General features: G+C 74.3%; 14 protein-coding genes. 4 read left to right on the top strand and 10 right to left on the bottom strand.

From position 1 onward, the window contains the following. Positions 1–2 precede the first annotated feature (2 nt). The 7 genes from ACQP1V_RS22685 to ACQP1V_RS22655 all read right to left on the bottom strand — a co-directional run bounded on the left by ACQP1V_RS22685 (position 3) and on the right by ACQP1V_RS22655 (position 9,904). On the bottom strand, positions 3–1,571 hold the full coding sequence (locus ACQP1V_RS22685) for a PucR family transcriptional regulator (protein WP_433411472.1): 1,569 nt from the start codon (positions 1,569–1,571) through the stop codon (positions 3–5). Beyond that, positions 1,568–3,112, bottom strand: coding sequence for an N-acyl-D-amino-acid deacylase family protein (locus tag ACQP1V_RS22680; RefSeq protein WP_433411470.1), 1,545 nt, complete (start codon positions 3,110–3,112; stop codon positions 1,568–1,570). Before ACQP1V_RS22680 ends, ACQP1V_RS22685 begins: the two co-directional genes overlap by 4 nt. A gap of 100 nt (positions 3,113–3,212) precedes the next feature. Further along, positions 3,213–4,940 carry a dipeptide ABC transporter ATP-binding protein gene (locus ACQP1V_RS22675; protein WP_433411468.1) on the bottom strand — a complete coding sequence of 576 codons (1,728 nt, stop codon included), beginning with the start codon at positions 4,938–4,940 and terminating at the stop codon, positions 3,213–3,215. Beyond that, on the bottom strand, positions 4,937–5,731 hold the full coding sequence (locus ACQP1V_RS22670; RefSeq protein ID WP_433411466.1) for an ABC transporter permease: 795 nt from the start codon (positions 5,729–5,731) through the stop codon (positions 4,937–4,939). Before ACQP1V_RS22670 ends, ACQP1V_RS22675 begins: the two co-directional genes overlap by 4 nt. Further along, entirely contained in the window at positions 5,728–6,684 is a 957-nt protein-coding gene (locus ACQP1V_RS22665) for an ABC transporter permease (protein ID WP_433411463.1), read from the bottom strand. The genes ACQP1V_RS22670 and ACQP1V_RS22665 overlap by 4 nt, the downstream gene beginning before the upstream one ends. Before the next feature lies 1 nt (position 6,685). Next, on the bottom strand, positions 6,686–8,248 hold the full coding sequence (locus tag ACQP1V_RS22660) for an ABC transporter substrate-binding protein (RefSeq protein WP_433411461.1): 1,563 nt from the start codon (positions 8,246–8,248) through the stop codon (positions 6,686–6,688). Positions 8,249–8,368: 120 nt separating this feature from the next. Continuing rightward, positions 8,369–9,904 carry a serine hydrolase domain-containing protein gene (locus tag ACQP1V_RS22655; protein ID WP_433411459.1) on the bottom strand — a complete coding sequence of 512 codons (1,536 nt, stop codon included), beginning with the start codon at positions 9,902–9,904 and terminating at the stop codon, positions 8,369–8,371. A gap of 151 nt (positions 9,905–10,055) precedes the next feature. On the opposite strand from ACQP1V_RS22655, the gene ACQP1V_RS22650 reads away from it, so the two are divergent. The 3 genes from ACQP1V_RS22650 (at position 10,056) to ACQP1V_RS22640 (ending at position 11,904) form a co-directional block, all read left to right on the top strand. After that, positions 10,056–11,183 carry an alpha/beta hydrolase family protein gene (locus ACQP1V_RS22650; protein WP_433411457.1) on the top strand — a complete coding sequence of 376 codons (1,128 nt, stop codon included), beginning with the start codon at positions 10,056–10,058 and terminating at the stop codon, positions 11,181–11,183. 166 nt (positions 11,184–11,349) lie between these two features. Next, a complete protein-coding gene (locus ACQP1V_RS22645; protein WP_433411455.1) occupies positions 11,350–11,661 on the top strand; it encodes a DUF6247 family protein in 312 nt (103 codons plus the stop codon). Then, on the top strand, positions 11,662–11,904 hold the full coding sequence (locus ACQP1V_RS22640; protein WP_433411453.1) for a hypothetical protein: 243 nt from the start codon (positions 11,662–11,664) through the stop codon (positions 11,902–11,904). A gap of 76 nt (positions 11,905–11,980) precedes the next feature. On the opposite strand, the gene ACQP1V_RS22635 is transcribed toward ACQP1V_RS22640, so the two are convergent. Together ACQP1V_RS22635 and ACQP1V_RS22630 are read right to left on the bottom strand one after the other, a co-directional pair. After that, on the bottom strand, positions 11,981–12,760 hold the full coding sequence (locus tag ACQP1V_RS22635; protein WP_433411451.1) for a crotonase/enoyl-CoA hydratase family protein: 780 nt from the start codon (positions 12,758–12,760) through the stop codon (positions 11,981–11,983). Further along, positions 12,757–13,617 carry an SCO6745 family protein gene (locus ACQP1V_RS22630; RefSeq protein ID WP_433411449.1) on the bottom strand — a complete coding sequence of 287 codons (861 nt, stop codon included), beginning with the start codon at positions 13,615–13,617 and terminating at the stop codon, positions 12,757–12,759. Before ACQP1V_RS22630 ends, ACQP1V_RS22635 begins: the two co-directional genes overlap by 4 nt. An 85-nt stretch (positions 13,618–13,702) precedes the next feature. Between ACQP1V_RS22630 and ACQP1V_RS22625 the strand changes: the two genes are divergently transcribed. Continuing rightward, positions 13,703–15,160 (top strand): PLP-dependent aminotransferase family protein, encoded by a 1,458-nt coding sequence (locus ACQP1V_RS22625; RefSeq protein ID WP_433411447.1) that lies wholly within the window; start codon positions 13,703–13,705, stop codon positions 15,158–15,160. 16 nt (positions 15,161–15,176) lie between these two features. Here ACQP1V_RS22625 and ACQP1V_RS22620 read toward each other — a convergent pair whose 3' ends face one another. Beyond that, on the bottom strand, positions 15,177–16,805 hold the full coding sequence (locus ACQP1V_RS22620) for an amidohydrolase (protein WP_433411445.1): 1,629 nt from the start codon (positions 16,803–16,805) through the stop codon (positions 15,177–15,179). Between the last annotated feature and the right edge of the window lie 41 nt (positions 16,806–16,846).

Raw genomic sequence — 16,846 nt, 5'->3', positions numbered from 1 at the left:
TTTCACCCGGCCGGATTTGTGGCGCCGCTCAGCCGTAGCTGGAGTGCCAGCACCAGGCGGATGTCCGGATCATCCAGGCAGATCAGCTCGCCGATCCGCCGCAGCCGGTAGCGCAGCGTGTTCGGGTGCAGGGAGAGCAGCTCCGCGGCCTTGGGCACGTCGTAGTGCGCGGCCAGCCATACGCGCAGGCTGCGCACGTAGTCGGTGCCGTGCCGGCCGTCGTGCTCGGCGACCGGTCGCAGCGGCTCGCCGTACAGCGAGGGCCGGGCCCGCATGGAGGTGTCGACGTCCATCAGGAACAGCGCGGCCGACAGCTCCTCGTGGTGGCCGACCTCGGCGTCGGCGAAGGGCCCGCACAGCGCGCGCAGCGCCTCCTCGGCCTGGCGGGCACTCGTGGGGGCCGAGGCGACCGAGGGGACGGTCCGGCCGATGCCCGCGCGCCAGCGCCCGCCGAGCCGGTCGGCGACCCTGGCCAGGGTGTCGGCGGTGATCCGGCGCAGCAGCGGGGCCGCCGAGTCCGTGGCGACGATCGCGTAGGCGCGGCCGTCGACCGCTCCGGCCGCCGCCCGCATCCGGTACGCGGCGTACGCGGTGCGCAGCAGGTCGCCGGTGTGGGTCGCGGCGAAGGCGTCGGCCGGGCGGGCGTGCGGGCCGACCGTCACCACGGTCACCGGCTCGTCGGGGAGCAGGCCGAAGGACGTGGCCAGTTCCCTGACCGGGCCGATGCCGCGCAGCAGCCGGTCCAGGCACTCGTCGCGGCGGCGGCGCGCCTCGTCGGCGGCCAGGTTGATCCTGGCCAGGTGGGGCGCGGCGGCGCGGGCCGCCTCCGCGAGCACGTCCGCGGCGTCAGGCGTGAGCGGCTCCTCCGCCTGGACCGCCCAGATCGTGCCGAGCGCCTCACCGTGTGCGCGGATCGCGATGGCCAGCCGGGGATAGAACTCGCGCGGCTCGTAGCTCCACACCGCGTCCTCGGCGCGCAGCACCGCGGCGTACTCCTCGGTGTTGGTCGGGTGCGCGGGCACCCTGCGGCCGAGGATGCCCTCCCTGCGCAGGTCGTCGATCGGCTGGTCCTCGACCGTGGAGTACGCGAGGACCCGCATGGCGAGGTCCTCGATCGCCACGGCGCCGCCCACCCGGATCGCCACCTGGTTGGCCAGCGCGAACAGATCGGCCGCCCAGGCGTCGCCCAGGTTCTCGGCGGGGGCCACCACCGCGAGCAGCGCGTCGATGAGCGTGTAGAGCTGCCCCCAGGACAGGTCGGGGGCGGCGGCCAGCAGCGCCGTACCGGCGGCGCGGGCCGCCTCGGCCAGCGGCTCGGGGTCGCAGGTGCCCGGCTTGACGATCACGACCGCGACCCCCGCCTCGCCGGCGCGGGCCAGCACCTCGGCGGACGGCCGCCCGGCCACCAGCAGCACCGCGCCGTCGAGGCCGGTCATCGGCTCCTCGGGGTCGTAGATGACCGGCGTCCCGACCAGCAGCTCCCGCCCGCGCGGCAGGGCGAGCGCCTGCACCACCTCGGCGCCCAGGCTGTCCAGCAGCACCCCGAGGGTGACCCGCCCGCGTGCGGTCACGGGGCGCCCCGCCGCAGCACCGTGCCGTGCCTGCCCCCGGTGAACTCGCCGTCGGCGATCACCTGGTGCCCGGCGAGGAAGACGTGCCGTACGCCGGTGGGGCGCGTGTCGGGTGTCTCGTACGTGCCGGGGTGGCCGATGGCGGCCGGGTCGAAGACGCAGACGTCGGCGACGGCGCCGGGGCCGAGCCAGCCGCGGTCGGCGAGCCCGAACTGGGCCGCCACGGCCGAGCCGACCTTGCGGATCGCCTCGGCCATCGGCACGACCTTCCGCTCCCGGACGTACGTCCCGAGGAAGGTGGGGAACGTGCCGAACGTGCGGGGGTGGTTGGGGCCGACCGGAGGGCCGCTGTCGGAGCCGATGGAGACCAGCGGGTCCGCCATGATCGCGGTCACGTCGTCGTCGTGCATGGTGTGGAAGACCCCGGCCGCGTGCGGGTCGGCGCGCAGCAGGTCGCACAGGGCGTCCCACGGATCGCCGGGCAGGTCGGCCAGCCGTTTGCCGGCGACGGCGGGGTCGGTGTGGGTGAGGATCTGCACGTCGGCCGGGTGCAGCTCGCGCCAGAGGCCGACCCCGATGGCGGTCGCCGGGTCCTCCGCCAGCGCGCGGAGCGTGGCCCGCTCGGCCGGGTCGGCGAGCCGGGCCCGCAGCGCGTCCTCGCCGCCCTCGCAGGCGCGCGGGGGCAGCACGGCGACCAGGCCGGTGCCGAAGGCCCGGTACGGATAGACGTCGGCGCGCACGTCCAGGCCCGCCCGGCGGGCGGCGGCGAGCTTGGCCAGCAGCATGGCCGAGGAGCCGTGGACGGCCCGGCCCGACGCCTTGCAGTGCGAGACCTGCAGCCGCACGCCGGCCCGGGTGGCGACCGCGATCGCCTCGTCCAGCGCGTCGGCCAGGCCCTCGCTCTCGTTGCGCATGTGTGTGGCGTACGGCAGGTTCCACCGCCGGGCGACCAGCGCGAGCGCGACCAGCTCGGCCGCGTCGGCGTACGCGCCGGGGACGTACTCCAGGCCGCTGGACAGGCCGGCCGCGCCGGCCGCGAACGACTCGGCGGCGAGGGCGCACATGCGGTCCAGCGCCTTCGGGCCGGGTGCGGCCTCCATCCCGCCCGCGGCGAGCCGCAGCGTGTTGTGCCCGACCAGCACGGCCAGGTTGTTGCTGGGCCCGGCCGCCTGGGCCGCGTCGAGGTACGCGCCGAAGGTGGTGAACGCCTCCCCGGCCAGCACGGCGGGCATGAAGCCGGCGGTGTCGGGGTTGGCCGGGCCGCAGGAGAAGCCGCAGTTGCCGATGATCTCGGTGGTGACGCCCTGGTAGAGCTTGAACGGCTGGGGCTCGGCGAGGAAGGGCACGGTGTCGGAGTGGCTGTGCGGATCGACGAACCCCGGCGCGACCACCAGCCCGGAGACGTCGATCACCCGGCGGGCGGCCCCGAGGTCGCGCCCGACCGCGGTGACCCGGCCGTCGTCGATCGCGACGTCGGCCTCGCGGGCGGGGCCGCCGAACCCGTCATGGACGGTTCCGTGGCGGAGGAGCAGGTCGTGCATGAGACAAGGCTTCCTTTCCTGACACTCTGGCCACTATCGACCAAAGTATGGAAATAGGGCGACAAAGGCAGGTCGTTCGGGGCGGCCGGAACGGTGGCCGTCACGGGGTCGGCGGGACCGAGGCGAGGAGCCTGCGGGTGTAGTCGTGGGCCGGGGCGTCCAGGACCCGGGCGGTTTCGCCCGACTCGACGACCTCGCCCCGGAACAGCACCACGGTCCGATCGGCGGTCTGCCGGACGACGGCCAGATCGTGGGTGATGAACAGCAGCGCGGTGCCCAGCTCCCGGCGGATCGTGCGCAGCAGCTCCAGCACGTGCGCCTGGACGGACACGTCCAGCGAGGCCGTCGGCTCGTCGCAGATGAGCAGGGCGGGCCGGACGGCCAGCGCCCTGGCGATGGCGACCCGCTGCCGCTCGCCGCCCGACAGCGCCCGGGGACGGCGGGACGCGTACGCGGTGGGCAGCCCGACCAGGTCGAGCAGCTCGGCGACCGACGGCCGTCCCTCCGCCCGGCCCTGCGCGGCCGCCTCGGCGAGCGTCGCCCCCACCGTCAGCGCGGGGTTGAGCGAGGTCGAGGGGTCCTGGAACACGCACTGCACCAGCCGGTGCGCCCCCTCTCGCCGCGCCGCCCGCGCGCCGGGCGTCACGTCCAGTCCGGCCAGCTCGACGCGGCCCCCGTCCGGGGTCGCCAGGCCGAGGACGCAGCGGGCCAGCGTCGTCTTGCCCGAGCCGGACTCGCCGACGACGCCGACGCTCTCTCCCGCGCCGACATCGAGGGAGACCCCGCCGAGGGCGACATGCCCGCCGTACTCCTTGCGCAGCTCCTCGACCCGCAGCAGCGTCCCGCCCGCCGGGGCCGCGTCCGGCGCGAGGGCCGGCGGCGCCGTACGGGGGCGGGGGCGGACCTCGTACAGGCAGGCCGTGCGCCTGCCGGGGGAGAGCTCGCGCAGCGGCGGACGGGCCTGCCCGCACTCGGGCTCGGCCTGGCCGCACCTGGCCGCGAACGCGCACACGTCCGTCACGTCCTCGGCGTGCGGCACGGAGCCGGGGACGGCCTCCAGCCGCGGCAGCGTCACGGTCACCGAGGGGAGCGCGGCCAGCAACCCGGACGTGTACGGGTGGGCGGGCGCCCCGGCCACGCCGGAGCCGGGCCCGCTCTCGACGATCCGCCCCGCGTACATGACGGAGACCCGGTCGCACAGCTCGAACGCGACGCGCAGGTCGTGGGTGATCAGCAGCACGCCCATCCCGCGCGCCCGCTGCACGCCGCGCAGCAGCATGAGGATCTCGTGCTGGGTGGTCGCGTCCAGGGCGGTGGTCGGCTCGTCGGCGATGAGCAGCTCGGGGTCGCGGGCGAGCGCCGCCGCCAGCGCGACCCGCTGCCGCATCCCGCCGGAGAGCTGGAAGGGGTGGCGGCCCGCCACCGAGGGGTCGGCGATGCCCACCTCGGCGAGCCGCCGGAGCACCTCCGCGCGCCGGGCCGCGCGCGGCAGCCGCGGCAGGGACTCGGCGACGTGCGCGCCCGCGGTGCGCAGGGGGTTGAGCATCGCGAAGGGGTCCTGCATGAGAAGCGCCACCTGCGAACCGCGCACCGACCGCAGCAGGCGCTCGCGGGCGCCGAGCAGTTCGCGGCCGGACAGGGTGACGGATCCGGTCGCGGTCAGCCCCTTCGGCAGCAGGCCCGCGACGGCGCGGGCGGTCAGGGACTTGCCGCTGCCCGACTCGCCGACCAGGCCGACGGTCTCACCTCGGGAGACGTTCAGATCGACGCCGTCCACGATCAAGTGGCGGCCGGTGACGGTCAGGCCGCCGACGTCCAGCAGGGTCACCGGGCGCCTCCCTCGGACAGGGTCTCGAACAGCCGGTCGCCCAGCAGGGTGGCGGCGGTCGCGACCAGGGTGATCAGGATGACCGGGGCGAGCGCCGCCCACGGGTTGAGGTCGAGCAGGCCGCGGTTCTCCTCGACCATCAGCCCCCAGTCGGGGGTGCCCGCGGGGAGCCCGATGCCGAGGAACGACAGCCCGGCCAGGGAGACCAGCGCGGCGACGAAGCTGAGCAGGGCGTTCGCGACGACCGTCGGGGCGAGGTTGGGCAGCAGGTGGCGGAACATGACCCGCGCCGGGCGCAGCCCCAGCGTCCTGGCCGCCTCGGCGTAGGCCAGCCCGCGCTGCGCCAGCGTCAGGCTGCGGATCACCCGGATGTCGCCGGGGGTGAACAGCACGGCCATCGCCAGGACGGCCCAGCCGTACCCACCGCCGAGCACGCCGACCACCACGATCAGCACCAGCATCCCGGGCATCGCGATGGCCAGGTCGATGATCCGCATCATGAGCGCGTCCACCCAGCCGAGCCGGTAGCCGGCGAGCAGGCCGAGCGAGGTGCTGAGCGCGGTCGTGCCCAGCGCGACGAGGACGGGCCAGAACAGCGCCGACCCGGCGCCGGCCAGCAGCCGCGAGAGCACGTCCCGGCCCAGGTCGTCGGTGCCCAGCCAGTGCGCGGCGCTCGGACCGGCCGCGCCGAGCGCGAGGTCCTGCGCCGCCGGGTCGTACGGCGCCAGCCAGGAGCCGGCGACGGCGGCGACGGCCGCGAGCGCGAGCACGGTGACCAGGACGCCCCTCACGACGTCACCGCGCCGTGCCGCACCCGGGGGTCCACCGCGAGATAGGCCAGGTCGATGAGCAGGTTCACCGCGATCACGATCGCGCCGCCCAGCAGGACCAGCGCCTGCACGACCGGGATGTCCTTCTGCCCGATGGCGCCGATGAGCAGCGCGCCGAGCCCGTGCAGGCCGAACGCCTGCTCCACGAACAGCGACCCGGTCAGGTTGGCGGCCAGCAGCAGCCCGCCGACGGTCAGCACGGGCAGGGCGGCGTTGCGCAGCGCGTACCCGAGCCAGATCCGGCGGCGGGGAAGGCCGCGCGCCCGCGCGAACGTCAGGAAGTCCTGCCCGGCGAGGTCCAGCGCCGCCGCCCGCATCTGCCGTACCACCATCGCGGTCTGCGCCCCGGCCAGCGCGATGGCGGGCAGGGTGAGGTGGACGATCCGGTCCAGCGGCGTCTCGCCCGCGCCGAAGACGGGGAACCAGCCGAGCGCGACCGCGAAGCCGTACAGCAGGAGGATGCTCAGCGCGAACGGCGGGACGGCGAGCGTGACCAGCGCGGCCAGCGTGATGCCCTGGTCCAGCGCGCCGCCGCGCCGCATCGCGGCGACCAGGCCGAGCGGGACGCCGACGGCGACGGTGAGCAGCAGGGCGTAGCCGGCCAGGCTCGCGGTGACCGGCATCCGGTCGGCGATGACGTCCGTCACCGGCTCCCGGGAGTAGATGGAGACGCCGAAGTCGCCGCGTACGGCGTCGCCGAGCCAGCGCGCGTAGCGCACCGGGAACGGGTCGTCGAGGTGGTACTCGGCCCGGATCGCGGCGCGGGTCTCGGCCGTCGAGGGACGGCTGCCGAGCAGCACCTGCTCCGGGCCGCCGGGCGAGGCGGCGAGCAGGCCGAAGGTGAGCGCCGAGAGCACGCCGAGCAGGACCAGGGCGGCCGCCAGGCGGCGGGCGAGGAGGGTCAGGACCGCCATGTCAGCTCCCGGACGCGGGGCGGACGAGGGTGAGGTAGTTGAACCTCCAGGTGCCGAAGGTCGCGGTGAACCGGTCGCTCAGCGCCACCGCGTTGTCGGTGTAGAACAGCGGGACGTACGGCACCTGCTCGGCGATCTCGGTGAGCAGCCCGGTCAACTGGGTCTTCCTGGCCTCCCCGGTGGCCGAGGCGAACGTGTCCAGCCGCGCGTCCAGGTCGGCCGAGCCATACCCGGAGAAGTTGAAGCCCTGCGGCTCGGCCGCGCCCCGGCTGATCATGTCGGGCAGGACCTCGATCGGGTCCGGCGTGCCGTAAGTCAGGCTCACGTACTGGATGCCGAGCCGGTCGTGGGCCATCATCCTCGCCATGTATTTGTCGCCGGGGTTCGGCTCCAGGACGATCTTGATGCCGATCTTCGCGAGGTCGGCGGCGACGGCCTGCATGACGGTCGCGCTGTCCCCGCCCGTCGCGTACGGCACGCTCAGCGTGAACCCGTCCGGATAGGCGGACTTGGCGAGCTCGGCCTTGGCGGCGGCCAGGTCGAGCGGCTGGTCGGGGAAGGCGGGGACGGCGTCGCCGTAGACGGCGGTGAGCTGGGGGCGCGGCAGCATCGCCGTCGCGGGGCCGCCGTGGCCCGCGGTCATCAGGTTGGTGAGGGCCGCCCGGTCCACCGCGTGCGCGATCGCCCGCCGTACGTGCACGTCCTTGAGCGGGCCCGCGCCGACGGCCATGGACAGGTAGGCGATGTTGTTGCTCGGATAGAAGAACGTGGTGACGCCGGGCAGGCCCGTCCACTTGCGGGCGTCGCGGGCGTTCAGGCCGTCGGTCCCGTCCACCTCGCCCGACCTGACGGCCATCCGGAGCGTCTCGGCGTCGGTGATGCTCTTGATCTCTATCCGGCGCAGCGCGGGCTTGGGACCCCAGTAGGCGTCGTTGCGCTCCAGCACGGTGCCCGAGGTGAGGGAGAACTTCACGACCTTGAAGGGGCCGGTGCCGATCGTGCCGACCTCGGGGCTGCCCAGGTCCTTGGGATGGGCCTCGGCGAGCTTGCGCGGCACGACCTGCCAGGCGACGGCCGCGACGGCGAGGAACGCCGGGTTGGGCCGGTTCAGGGTGACCCTGACCTTGTCGGCGCCGACGGCCTCGACCTTCTTCACCGTGGTGAAGTAGCTGGCGGCCTGGGAGGCGACGGCCGGGTCCAGGTGGCGGCGCAGGGAGTAGGCGGCGTCGTCGGCGGTGAGCGCGCTGCCGTCGGTGAACTTCACCCCTTCGCGAAGGGTGAACTCGTAGCTGGCGGGATCGGGCTGGGTCCACGACGCGGCGAGGGCGGGGGCCGGCACGCCCCGGTCGTCGAGGGTGACCATGGTGTCCAGCACCGCCATCTGGATGGTCGTCGACGCGCCGTTGAAGCCGTGCGCGATGTCCAGGCTGTTCGGCGCGGCGCCGGACGCCCAGACCAGGGTGTCACGGCCCGCGCCGCCCGATTTCTGGGCGGAGCCGGCGCAGGCCGTGACGGAAAGGAGGAGTAGGGCGGCCGCGGCGGCCCTGATGCTCGGCGATGTCATGTGACCACCTCGGGGGGAGAGCGGGATAGTCGGACGCTAGAAGCCGTTCGCTCCGTGTTCACTGACCCCGCAGCCAAAACCGGCCGCCCCTCGCTCGTCCTCCAGGCCAATCGGCCGCTGTCAGCGCGGGATGCCGACCGGGCGGGTGTCCTCCGGCTGCCCGGTGAAACGCATCCGGCGCAGCCCGCCGCCGCTGATCAGCAGATCCCCGTGGTCCGGGCGGAGCGTGAACGGCCCCGCCCGCCACGCTCCCGCGGGCGCGGGCTCGACCGGCAGCCGCAGCTCCATCCCGACGCTCAGCTCGCCGTCCCGCACCGTGGCCAGGACGCCCAGTTCCTCGCTGAGATACACGCCGTCCGGCAGCGGCTCCGTGCCCGGCGGGTCGCACGGCACGTACGCCACCGGACGCCGGGCCGGCGACCTGCTGCCCAGCAGCAGCCGGTCGTCCTCCCTGGCCAGCCAGACCCCGTCCGCGTCGCCGGTGCCGTGCCAGCGGCCGTCCGCGCGGGGGGTGAACGTGACGGGCATGTCGCCGACGACCAGCTCGATCGTGCCGTCCGCGCTCTCGCCGATGGTGATGGTGTCGTCGCCCGCCGGGTCGTGCCAGTGGCCGGCGGGGACCGGCATGGGCTCACCGGCGGGCGTCGGTTCGGCGGTCGGCGGCTCACCGAGCAGGACGCGGGCGAGGCGGTCGGTCAGCCTGACCGGGTCGATCGCGGTCTGGTTGGACAGCACCGCGACGCCGAAGCCGGGGCCCGGCAGGTAGATCAGGTTGCACAGGTACCCCTGCATGCCTCCGGCGTGCGCGTACGCGGGACGGCCCGCGACGTCGGTGTGGTAGATCCCGAAGGCGTACGGCAGGACGGTGCCGTCGGCGAGCACGGCCCGTTCGAGCAGCGCGTCGCGCAGGTCCGCGCCGAGCACCCGCCCGTCGGCCAGGAAACCGAACCAGGGGGCGAGTTCGCTCACGCTGGTCGCCAGCCCGCCGTCGCCGACGGCGCTCTCCTGGGTGTCGGCCCGCCGGGGATCGCCGTCGGCGTTGGCGTAGCCGTAGGCCAGCCGCGGCAGCGCCGCCACCGTGTCGTCCCGGAACACGCTGTCGTCCATGCCGAGCGGGGCGAAGATCCGCTCGCGGGCGAACGCGGCGAGGGACTTTCCGGTGACCCGGGAGATCACGACGGCGGACAGGATGTAGCCGGTGTTGGAGTAGCTGAAGTCGGTGCCCGGGGGGAAGGTCGTCGCGCGGATGCCGGCGAGCATCCTGAGCAGCCGCTCCTCGGTCATCTCCGCCAGCGGCACGCCGGTGACCGCCTGCAGCGCGTACCACTCCGGCAGGCCGCCGGTGTGCTGCAGGCACTGCCGCAGTGTGACGGGGACGTCGAGGGCCAGCTCGGGCACGTGCGTCCTGACGTCGTCGTCCAGGCTCAGCGCGCCGTCCCGCGCCAGCAGCAGGACGCAGGCCGCGGTGAACTGCTTGCTGGCCGAGGCGATGTCGAAGCGGGTGCGGGCGTCGATCGGGACGCCGAACTCCACGCACGCCATGCCCGTGGCCGTGGTGCGCAGCGCGGAGCCGTCGGCGTACACCCCCACCGCGAGCCCGGGGTCACCCGGCTTGACCAGCCCGGAAATCTCGTTTTCTACCAGCTCAAGATGCATGTTTTCCAGTATCACGACGTGCGACGGCCCGCCTTTTGGCCGCCGATGCAAAGTTGCGCAGCGCGTTTTGGCGTCCGCGACGACGGGCGGCCGGGAATCTTTGGCGTACGACCACAAACCCGGCGGCGCGGGCCGGGGCTAGGTTCACCGCATGATCAAACTCCTGCTCAGCGGCGTCGTCGCCGCCTCCGTCGCGCTCGGGCCCCTGGCGGCCCCCGGGCACGCCTCCGCGCCCGCCCCGCCGGCGCCGGTCCTCCTCGCGCCGACGGGCCCGTACCCGCTCGGGACCGCGACCCTGCACCTGGTCGACTCCTCCCGCGCCGACCCGTGGACCCCCGCCCGGCGGCGCGAGCTGATGGTCACGCTGTGGTACCCGGCGCGCGCGAAGACAGGCGTCCGGGCGCGGTACGTGACGCCCGCCGAGTCGGCGCTGCTGCTCGCCGGGCTGGAGGTCGAAGGCGTGCCCACCGACCTGCTGAGCCGGATCAAAACGCACGCGGTTACCGGCGCGGCGCCGTCGCGGACCGGGCTGCCGCTGGTCGTCCTCTCCCCGGGCTTCGGCCTGCCCCGCTCGTCGCTCACCTCGCTCGGCGAAGACCTCGCCAGCCGGGGCTACGCGGTCGCCGCGATCGACCACACCTACGAGTCGAGGGCGACCACCTTCCCCGACGGCCGCACCACCACGTGCACGGCGTGCGAGATCGAGGATTCCCCCGGACGGGTCCCGGCGATCCGCTCGGCCGACGTCTCGTTCGTGATCGGCCGGCTCACCGGCCCCCGCCCCGCGTGGGGTCCGCCCGGGCTGATCGACGCGTCCAGGATCGGCATGGCCGGCCACTCCATCGGCGGCAACAGCGCCGCCCAGGCCATGCGGGACGACCCCAGGATCGACGCCGGCGTGAACATGGAAGGCGCATTCATCGCCCCGATCGCGGCCTCCGGGCTGGCCCGGCCGTTCCTGCTCTTCGGCGCCGCGGACACCTTCACTCCGGGAAGCCCGGACGAGGAGCGGTCCTGGCGGGACAACTGGCCCCGGCTGACCGGCTGGAAGCGCTGGGCGGCCGTCACCGGCGCCGGGCACGAGTCCTTCACCGACTATCCGATGCTGGGCGAGCAGCTCGGCATGCCCGCCGGAGCGCTGACGGGCGTTCGCGCCGTGGACGTCACCCGCACGTACGTCTCGGCGTTCTTCGACCGGCACCTGCGCGGTCGCGCACGACCGCTGCTGGACGGCAGATCACCGAAGTATCCCGAGGTCAAGTTCCAGACGGTCGGCTAGTCAGTCGAGGTCGTGTCTGACAGATCAAACGTGCCGAACGGCGCGAACGCGCTGGCCGGGAAGGGGTCCCGGCCAGCGGGGCAGGCATCCTGGGAGTGCCGCGTTCTGTCCGGCCCGCTCGATAAGCTGAGATGACACGTGGCCAGGCAGGAGGTAAGGCGTCGTCATGACCGTCCAGCAGCACGACAGTCCCCATCCGCAAGTTGAGCGGACCTTCACCGCCGTGCGCGCGGCCCTGCCCCCGGCCAACGTCGCCGCGTTCGACGCCGAACTCGAAGAGATCACCCACGCGCCCGTCGTCAACCTGGCGGCGCTGGACGACTTCCTGTCCGCATGGTGGCGCATCGCCACCCGCGCCGCCGCTGATCCGGCCGACTGGCAGCGGATGCACCGAGAGGCCGAGCAACTGCGGTCCGGTGCGCGTACGGCGGGCCCCACAATGGCCGAGGTACTGGCCCGCCGTGGAGCCCAGCGGTAGGTGTACACCATCCGAATGGGCAGCGACGTCGCCGAAGCCCAGATCGACGACCTGTCCGACGCCGAGATCAATGTCCTGCTGGAGATCTACGAAGTGCTCCGGCTGACCCCCGGCAACGGCCGCAAGCTCACCCCAACCAGCAACATGTACGTCTGGGACTACAAGGGCATCTCGGTGACCTACGTCGTGCTCGACCCACAGGGCGAGGTCGCGACACTCCGGGTAGACCGCTTTCCCGTCTGAAATCGCGCGTCACAGCCCACCCGCGATCCGCGTTCGCTACAGGCAGCATTTGTCGGAGACTTCTTGCCGGCCTCGGCTATCCGCGTGGCCGGTCGAGGAAGCGGCGCAGTCCCGAGGCCACGCCGTCCGTGGGCACGGTGACCGCGAACCAGGACGCCTCGACGGCGAGGCCCTCGTCGATCGGCACGTTGACGCCCCGCGTCACCGCGGCCAGGCACGCGCTCACCGCCGAGGGGGCGTGGCGGAGAATCCGCTCCGCCAGCTCCCGCGCCGCGCCGAGCAGGTCGTCGGCCGGGACGACCCGGTTGACCAGCCCCAGCTCGTACGCGCGCCGCGCGTCGATGGGATCGCCGGTGAGGATCATCTCCAGGGCGCGCTTACGCCCGGCGAGGCGGGGGAGCCGCTGCGAACCGCCGAACGGCGGCGGGAAGCCCAGCGTGATCTCCGGCTTGGCGAAGGTGGCGTGCTCGGCGGCGACGGCGAGCGGCGCCGCCTCGGTGATCTCGCAGCCGCCGCCGAAAGCGAGGCCGTTGACCGCGACGATGATCGGCTTGGGGAAGGTCTCGATCCTGCGGGTGAGTCCCTGCCCCCTGCGTACGACGTCGCGGAGCGCCTGGTCGACGCCTCCGGCGATACTGGCGGCGAGGTCGCCGATGTCGGCGCCCGCGCTGAAGGCGCGCCGTCCCGATCCCGTGAGGATCACGGCCCGGGTCTCCTCGTCGGCCTCAACCTGGTCGAGGACGCTCATCAGCGCGTCGATGGTGGCGTAGTTCAACGCGTTGAGCTTGTCCGGGCGGTCGATCGTGATCGTGGTCACGCCGCCCTCACGGGAAGCCAGAACGGTGGTCGGTGTCATGGGCGAGGCGCTCCGATCGGGTTGGGCACAGGGATGACGCGGGTGTCGACGAGGTGCCGGCTGATCGGCGCGGCCAGCCGGATGGCCTCCTCGACGCCGGTCTCCCCGAGCGTGGTGACGGGTCCGGCGGCCAGCCTGTCGGTGGCGCTCTCGATCTCGCGCCGCAGGGCGCCGCCGGTCTTGGTGAGCCGGGAGTCGCGATCCAGCAGCCCACGGGCCACCAGCCGGCGCCGGGCCTCGTCCCATTCGAGGTCGGTCCAGCCCCGGCTCTTCTGGATCAGCTCCCTGGAGACGTTCCCGGTCGCCACATGGGTGAGGCCGGCCTCGATGCCGGTGAGCCCGGCGTGGACCACCGCGACGACGTGACCGTCGCCGCGGTGCTCGCGCAGGACCGTGGCAGCGAGCCAGAGCCGTCCGACCAGATCGGCGGGGCGCGGCACCCGCGACCAGGCGGCGGCCAGGGCCCGCCCCTCGAAGCCGCACCCGGCGACGGCGCGTTCGAGCAGCTCGACCAGGCGTCCGAGCTCCTCGCCGCCGACGGGCAGCAGGACGCGCGCGACGGCGGCGCGCACCGCCTCGAGGCGGGTGGCGAGCACTGTGCCCGGGTCGGCCAGAGCCCACGCGTCCGGCAGGGCCCGCGCCACCTTCGCCGGCGAGAAGGCGAAGGACAGCGCCGCCCCGGTGGCCGCGTCCACCGCTCCGACCGGGGCGAGCCGTCCGGCGAAGTAGCCCATCCACCAGCCGCGCAGGCCGACGGCCGCGGCGGCCTCTGCCGGCTCCGGGGTGAAGTAGGCGACGGCGTGGATCGGCTCGATCGCCTCCCAGAACCGGCGGGCGAGCGTGGGGCTCGGACCCATGGACGTCTCCTTCCAGCCGCGCGGGTACGCGGCGCCGACCAGCCTGTACGTTGCCGGACTCGGATAACAGTGCCAATTTTGGACAATGGACCAAGATTTGGGGTGGTGGGTGCGGATCGCTCTGGACGGGTGGGCGGAGCGGAGCGGCCCTCGCTACCGGCGGATCGCCGCGGCCCTGGCGGAGGCGATGGAGCGGCGGCTGGTCGGCGCCCGGACCCGCCTGCCGGCCGAGCGGCCCCTCGCCGACGCGCTCGGTGTCAGCCGCGGCACGCTCGTCCGCGCCTACGACGAGCTGGCCGACGCCGGTCTTGTCGAGCGCCGCCAGGGGGCGGGCACCTACGTCCGCCCGCGACCCGCGTGGACCCAGGCCCCGGTGGAGAACGCCGCCTCCGCACTCCTGCGGCGCAGGCTGGCCCACGACGGCTCGGCCCACTCCGGCGATGTCATCGATTTGTCCCTGTCGGTGCCCGCCGGGGTGGACCACCTGCCAAATGTCGAGGGCGGCTTCCTCCCGCAGGACCCGCACGACCTCGCGTCGTACGGGCACGGCCTGCACCCGGCGGGGCTGCCCGAGCTGCGCGCCGCGCTCGCCGACCACCTCACCGGGCTCGGCCTGCCGACCACGGCCGAGCAGCTCATCGTCACCTCCGGCGCCCGGCACGCCCTGTCCCTGGTGGTCGCCGCGCTCGTCGCCCCCGGGCGTACGGTGATCGCGGGCTGTCCGGCGTACCCGGGGTTCTCGGCGGTCGCGGCGGCGCGCGGCGGCCGCCTCGTCGATGTGCCGGTGGACCCGCTCGGCGTGGACGCGCACGCGGTGGAGCGGGCCGCCGCGCAGGCGCGCGAACCGCTGGTCTACGTGGACTCGGCCGGGCACGACCCGACCGGCGCGTTCCTCGGCGCCGCTCGCCGCGACTCGCTCCTCCGCACGGCACGGCGGCACGGAGCGCTCATCGTGGAGGACCTCTCCCAGGCCGGGCTGGACCTCGACCCGGACGGACGGCCGGCGGCGCCCCTGGCGGCGGCGGACGACTCGGTGATCGCGATCGGCTCCCTGTCGAAGATGTTCTGGGCGGGCCTGCGCGTCGGCTGGGTCCGCGCGCCGGCCCCGCTGCGCGACCACCTGCTGCGGCTGCGGTCGGCGAGCGATCTCGCCCCGGGCGTCCCCGCCCAGATCATCGCGGCCCGCCTGCTCCCGGCCGCCGACGCCGGCTGGAGGGAGGGGCTGCGCGCGGCGCTGCGTGACCGCCGCGATCTGCTGCTGGAACTGCTGGCACGCCATCTCCCCGCCTGGCGGGTCGGCGGCCCGCGGGCCGGGTTGTCGGCGTGGGCCGTCCTGCCGGTCACCGAGAGCGAGACCTTCACCCACCTGGCCGCGCGTTACGGGGTGATCGTGGCCTCCGGGGCCACCGCCTGCGTCGACGGCGGCCACCACGACGGCGTCCGGCTGTCCTTCGCCGAGTCGCCGCGGACGCTGGAGTCGGCGGTGGACCGGCTCGTCGCGGCCTGGGAGGAGCACACCCGGCGGCTCGCCGCGAGCCGGTGAAACCGCTTCGGCGTGGTCAGCGCGTCCAGACGGACTCGCCGTCGACCAGCGTCAGGTCCACCCGGACCCGGCTGATCTCGTCGAGCGCGGTCTCGTCGAGACGGCGGTCCAGGATCACGACGTCCGCGCCGGCGCCCGGCTCCAGCGTGCCCGCCTCGTGTTCGCGGCGCAGCGCGTACGCGGAGCCCGCCGTGGCGGCCCGCAGCGCCGTGCGCAGGCTCATCGCCTCCTCCGGCGCGAACAGGGGGGCGTCCGGCTCGCCCGGGTGGCTCCGGTTGACCGCGACGTGGATCCAGTCCATCGGGTTCGGTGTGCTCACCGGCCAGTCGCTGCCGAAAGCCACCCGCACGCCCGCCTTCTCCATCGTGCCGAAGCGGTACTGCAGCGCCGCCAGCTCGCCCGGCAGGTACGGGATCGTCATGTCGAGCATCTGCGGGTCGGCCTGGGCCCAGTACGGCTGGACGTTCGCGATGACGTCGAGCGCGGCCATGCGCGCCACGCTGCGGTCGTCCGCGATCTGCAGGTGCGCGAGCTGGTGCCGCCGGTCGCGCGGGCCGTTGGCGCGGTGCGCCGCCTCCACCAGGTCGAGGCATTCGCTGACCGCGCGGTCGCCGATGGCGTGGAAGTGCAGGTCGAACCCGGCGGCGTCCATCTCCGGCACCGCCCGGCCCAGGTCGGCGTGGTCGAAGAAGGTCAGCCCGGTTCCCGCGCCCGCCACGCCGATGTACGGGCGCGAGAGCGCGGCCGTGTGGGTCTCGCACACCCCGTCGTACATGATCTTGATGGCGGTGCAGGCGAACCGGGAGTCCGGCGGGCAGCCGCGCCGCTGCTCGACCAGCTCGGCGAGCGTGCCCTCCGAAGCGTCGCGCGGCCACCACAGCGCGCCCGTGACCCGGGCGCGCAGGCTGCCGTCGGCGGCGGCCCGCCGGTAGACGTCGTAGATGTCGGTCGTGGGGACGAACGGCCCGACGATGGCGTCCTGCCACGACGTCACGCCGTAGGAGAACATCTGCCGCTGCGCCTCCAGCAGGCCGCGCCGCAGGTCCTCCGCGCCCACCGGCGGGACCAGGTCGGAGACGAGCTGCATGGCCGACTCGTGCAGCAGCCCGGTGGGCGTGCCGTCGGCGTCGCGGTCCACCCGGCCGCCGGGCGGCGGGTTCCGCAGCAGCTCGGGCGCCACCCGGTCGAGCGCCGCCGTGCTGACCCAGGCGCTGTGTCCGTCGCGGTTCGCCAGGTAGACGGGACGCCCGCCGCAGACGGCGTCGAGCTCCTGCCGGGTCGGGGGACGCTCGGCGAAGTGGGGCAGCGCCCAGCCGCGGCCGAGGATCCACTCCTCACCCGGGTGGGCGCGGGCGTAGTCGGCGACCGCGCGCAGCACCTCGTCCCGGCTCTCGCAGGAGGTGAGGTCGCAACGCAGCAGCTCGACGCCGGACTCGGGCACGTGGACGTGGGAGTCGGCGAAGGCGGGCAGGACGGAGCGTCCCTCCGCGTCCACCGTCTCCGTGCCGGCCGGGACCTCGGGAACTCCGGCGTCCACCGGGACGACCTCGGCGATCCGGCCGCCGGAGACACGGATCGACCAGGACGCGGCCTCCCGGTCGGCCAGCGGTAGGTGGGCGTTGCGGATCAACAGGTTTCCCGCCATCGGGGTGCACATCTCGCTTTCTGCGGAGGATAGGGCTGGGA

This window comes from Microtetraspora malaysiensis (assembly GCF_050947145.1).
Lineage (GTDB): Bacteria > Actinomycetota > Actinomycetes > Streptosporangiales > Streptosporangiaceae > Microtetraspora_A > Microtetraspora_A malaysiensis.
This window is presented reverse-complemented; position numbering and strand designations above follow the sequence as displayed.

Bases quoted from the DNA above. Each gene is read 5' to 3' on its own strand.
- ACQP1V_RS22680 (WP_433411470.1), bottom strand. From the start codon at position 3,112: ATGCACGACCTGCTCCTCCGCCACGGAACCGTCCATGACGGGTTCGGC.
- ACQP1V_RS22665 (WP_433411463.1), bottom strand. From the start codon at position 6,684: ATGGCGGTCCTGACCCTCCTCGCCCGCCGCCTGGCGGCCGCCCTGGTC.
- ACQP1V_RS22660 (WP_433411461.1), bottom strand. From the start codon at position 8,248: ATGACATCGCCGAGCATCAGGGCCGCCGCGGCCGCCCTACTCCTCCTT.
- ACQP1V_RS22655 (WP_433411459.1), bottom strand. From the start codon at position 9,904: ATGCATCTTGAGCTGGTAGAAAACGAGATTTCCGGGCTGGTCAAGCCG.
- ACQP1V_RS22650 (WP_433411457.1), top strand. From the start codon at position 10,056: ATGATCAAACTCCTGCTCAGCGGCGTCGTCGCCGCCTCCGTCGCGCTC.
- ACQP1V_RS22645 (WP_433411455.1), top strand. From the start codon at position 11,350: ATGACCGTCCAGCAGCACGACAGTCCCCATCCGCAAGTTGAGCGGACC.
- ACQP1V_RS22635 (WP_433411451.1), bottom strand. From the start codon at position 12,760: ATGACACCGACCACCGTTCTGGCTTCCCGTGAGGGCGGCGTGACCACG.
- ACQP1V_RS22630 (WP_433411449.1), bottom strand. From the start codon at position 13,617: ATGGGTCCGAGCCCCACGCTCGCCCGCCGGTTCTGGGAGGCGATCGAG.
- ACQP1V_RS22625 (WP_433411447.1), top strand. From the start codon at position 13,703: ATGGACCAAGATTTGGGGTGGTGGGTGCGGATCGCTCTGGACGGGTGG.
- ACQP1V_RS22620 (WP_433411445.1), bottom strand. From the start codon at position 16,805: ATGGCGGGAAACCTGTTGATCCGCAACGCCCACCTACCGCTGGCCGAC.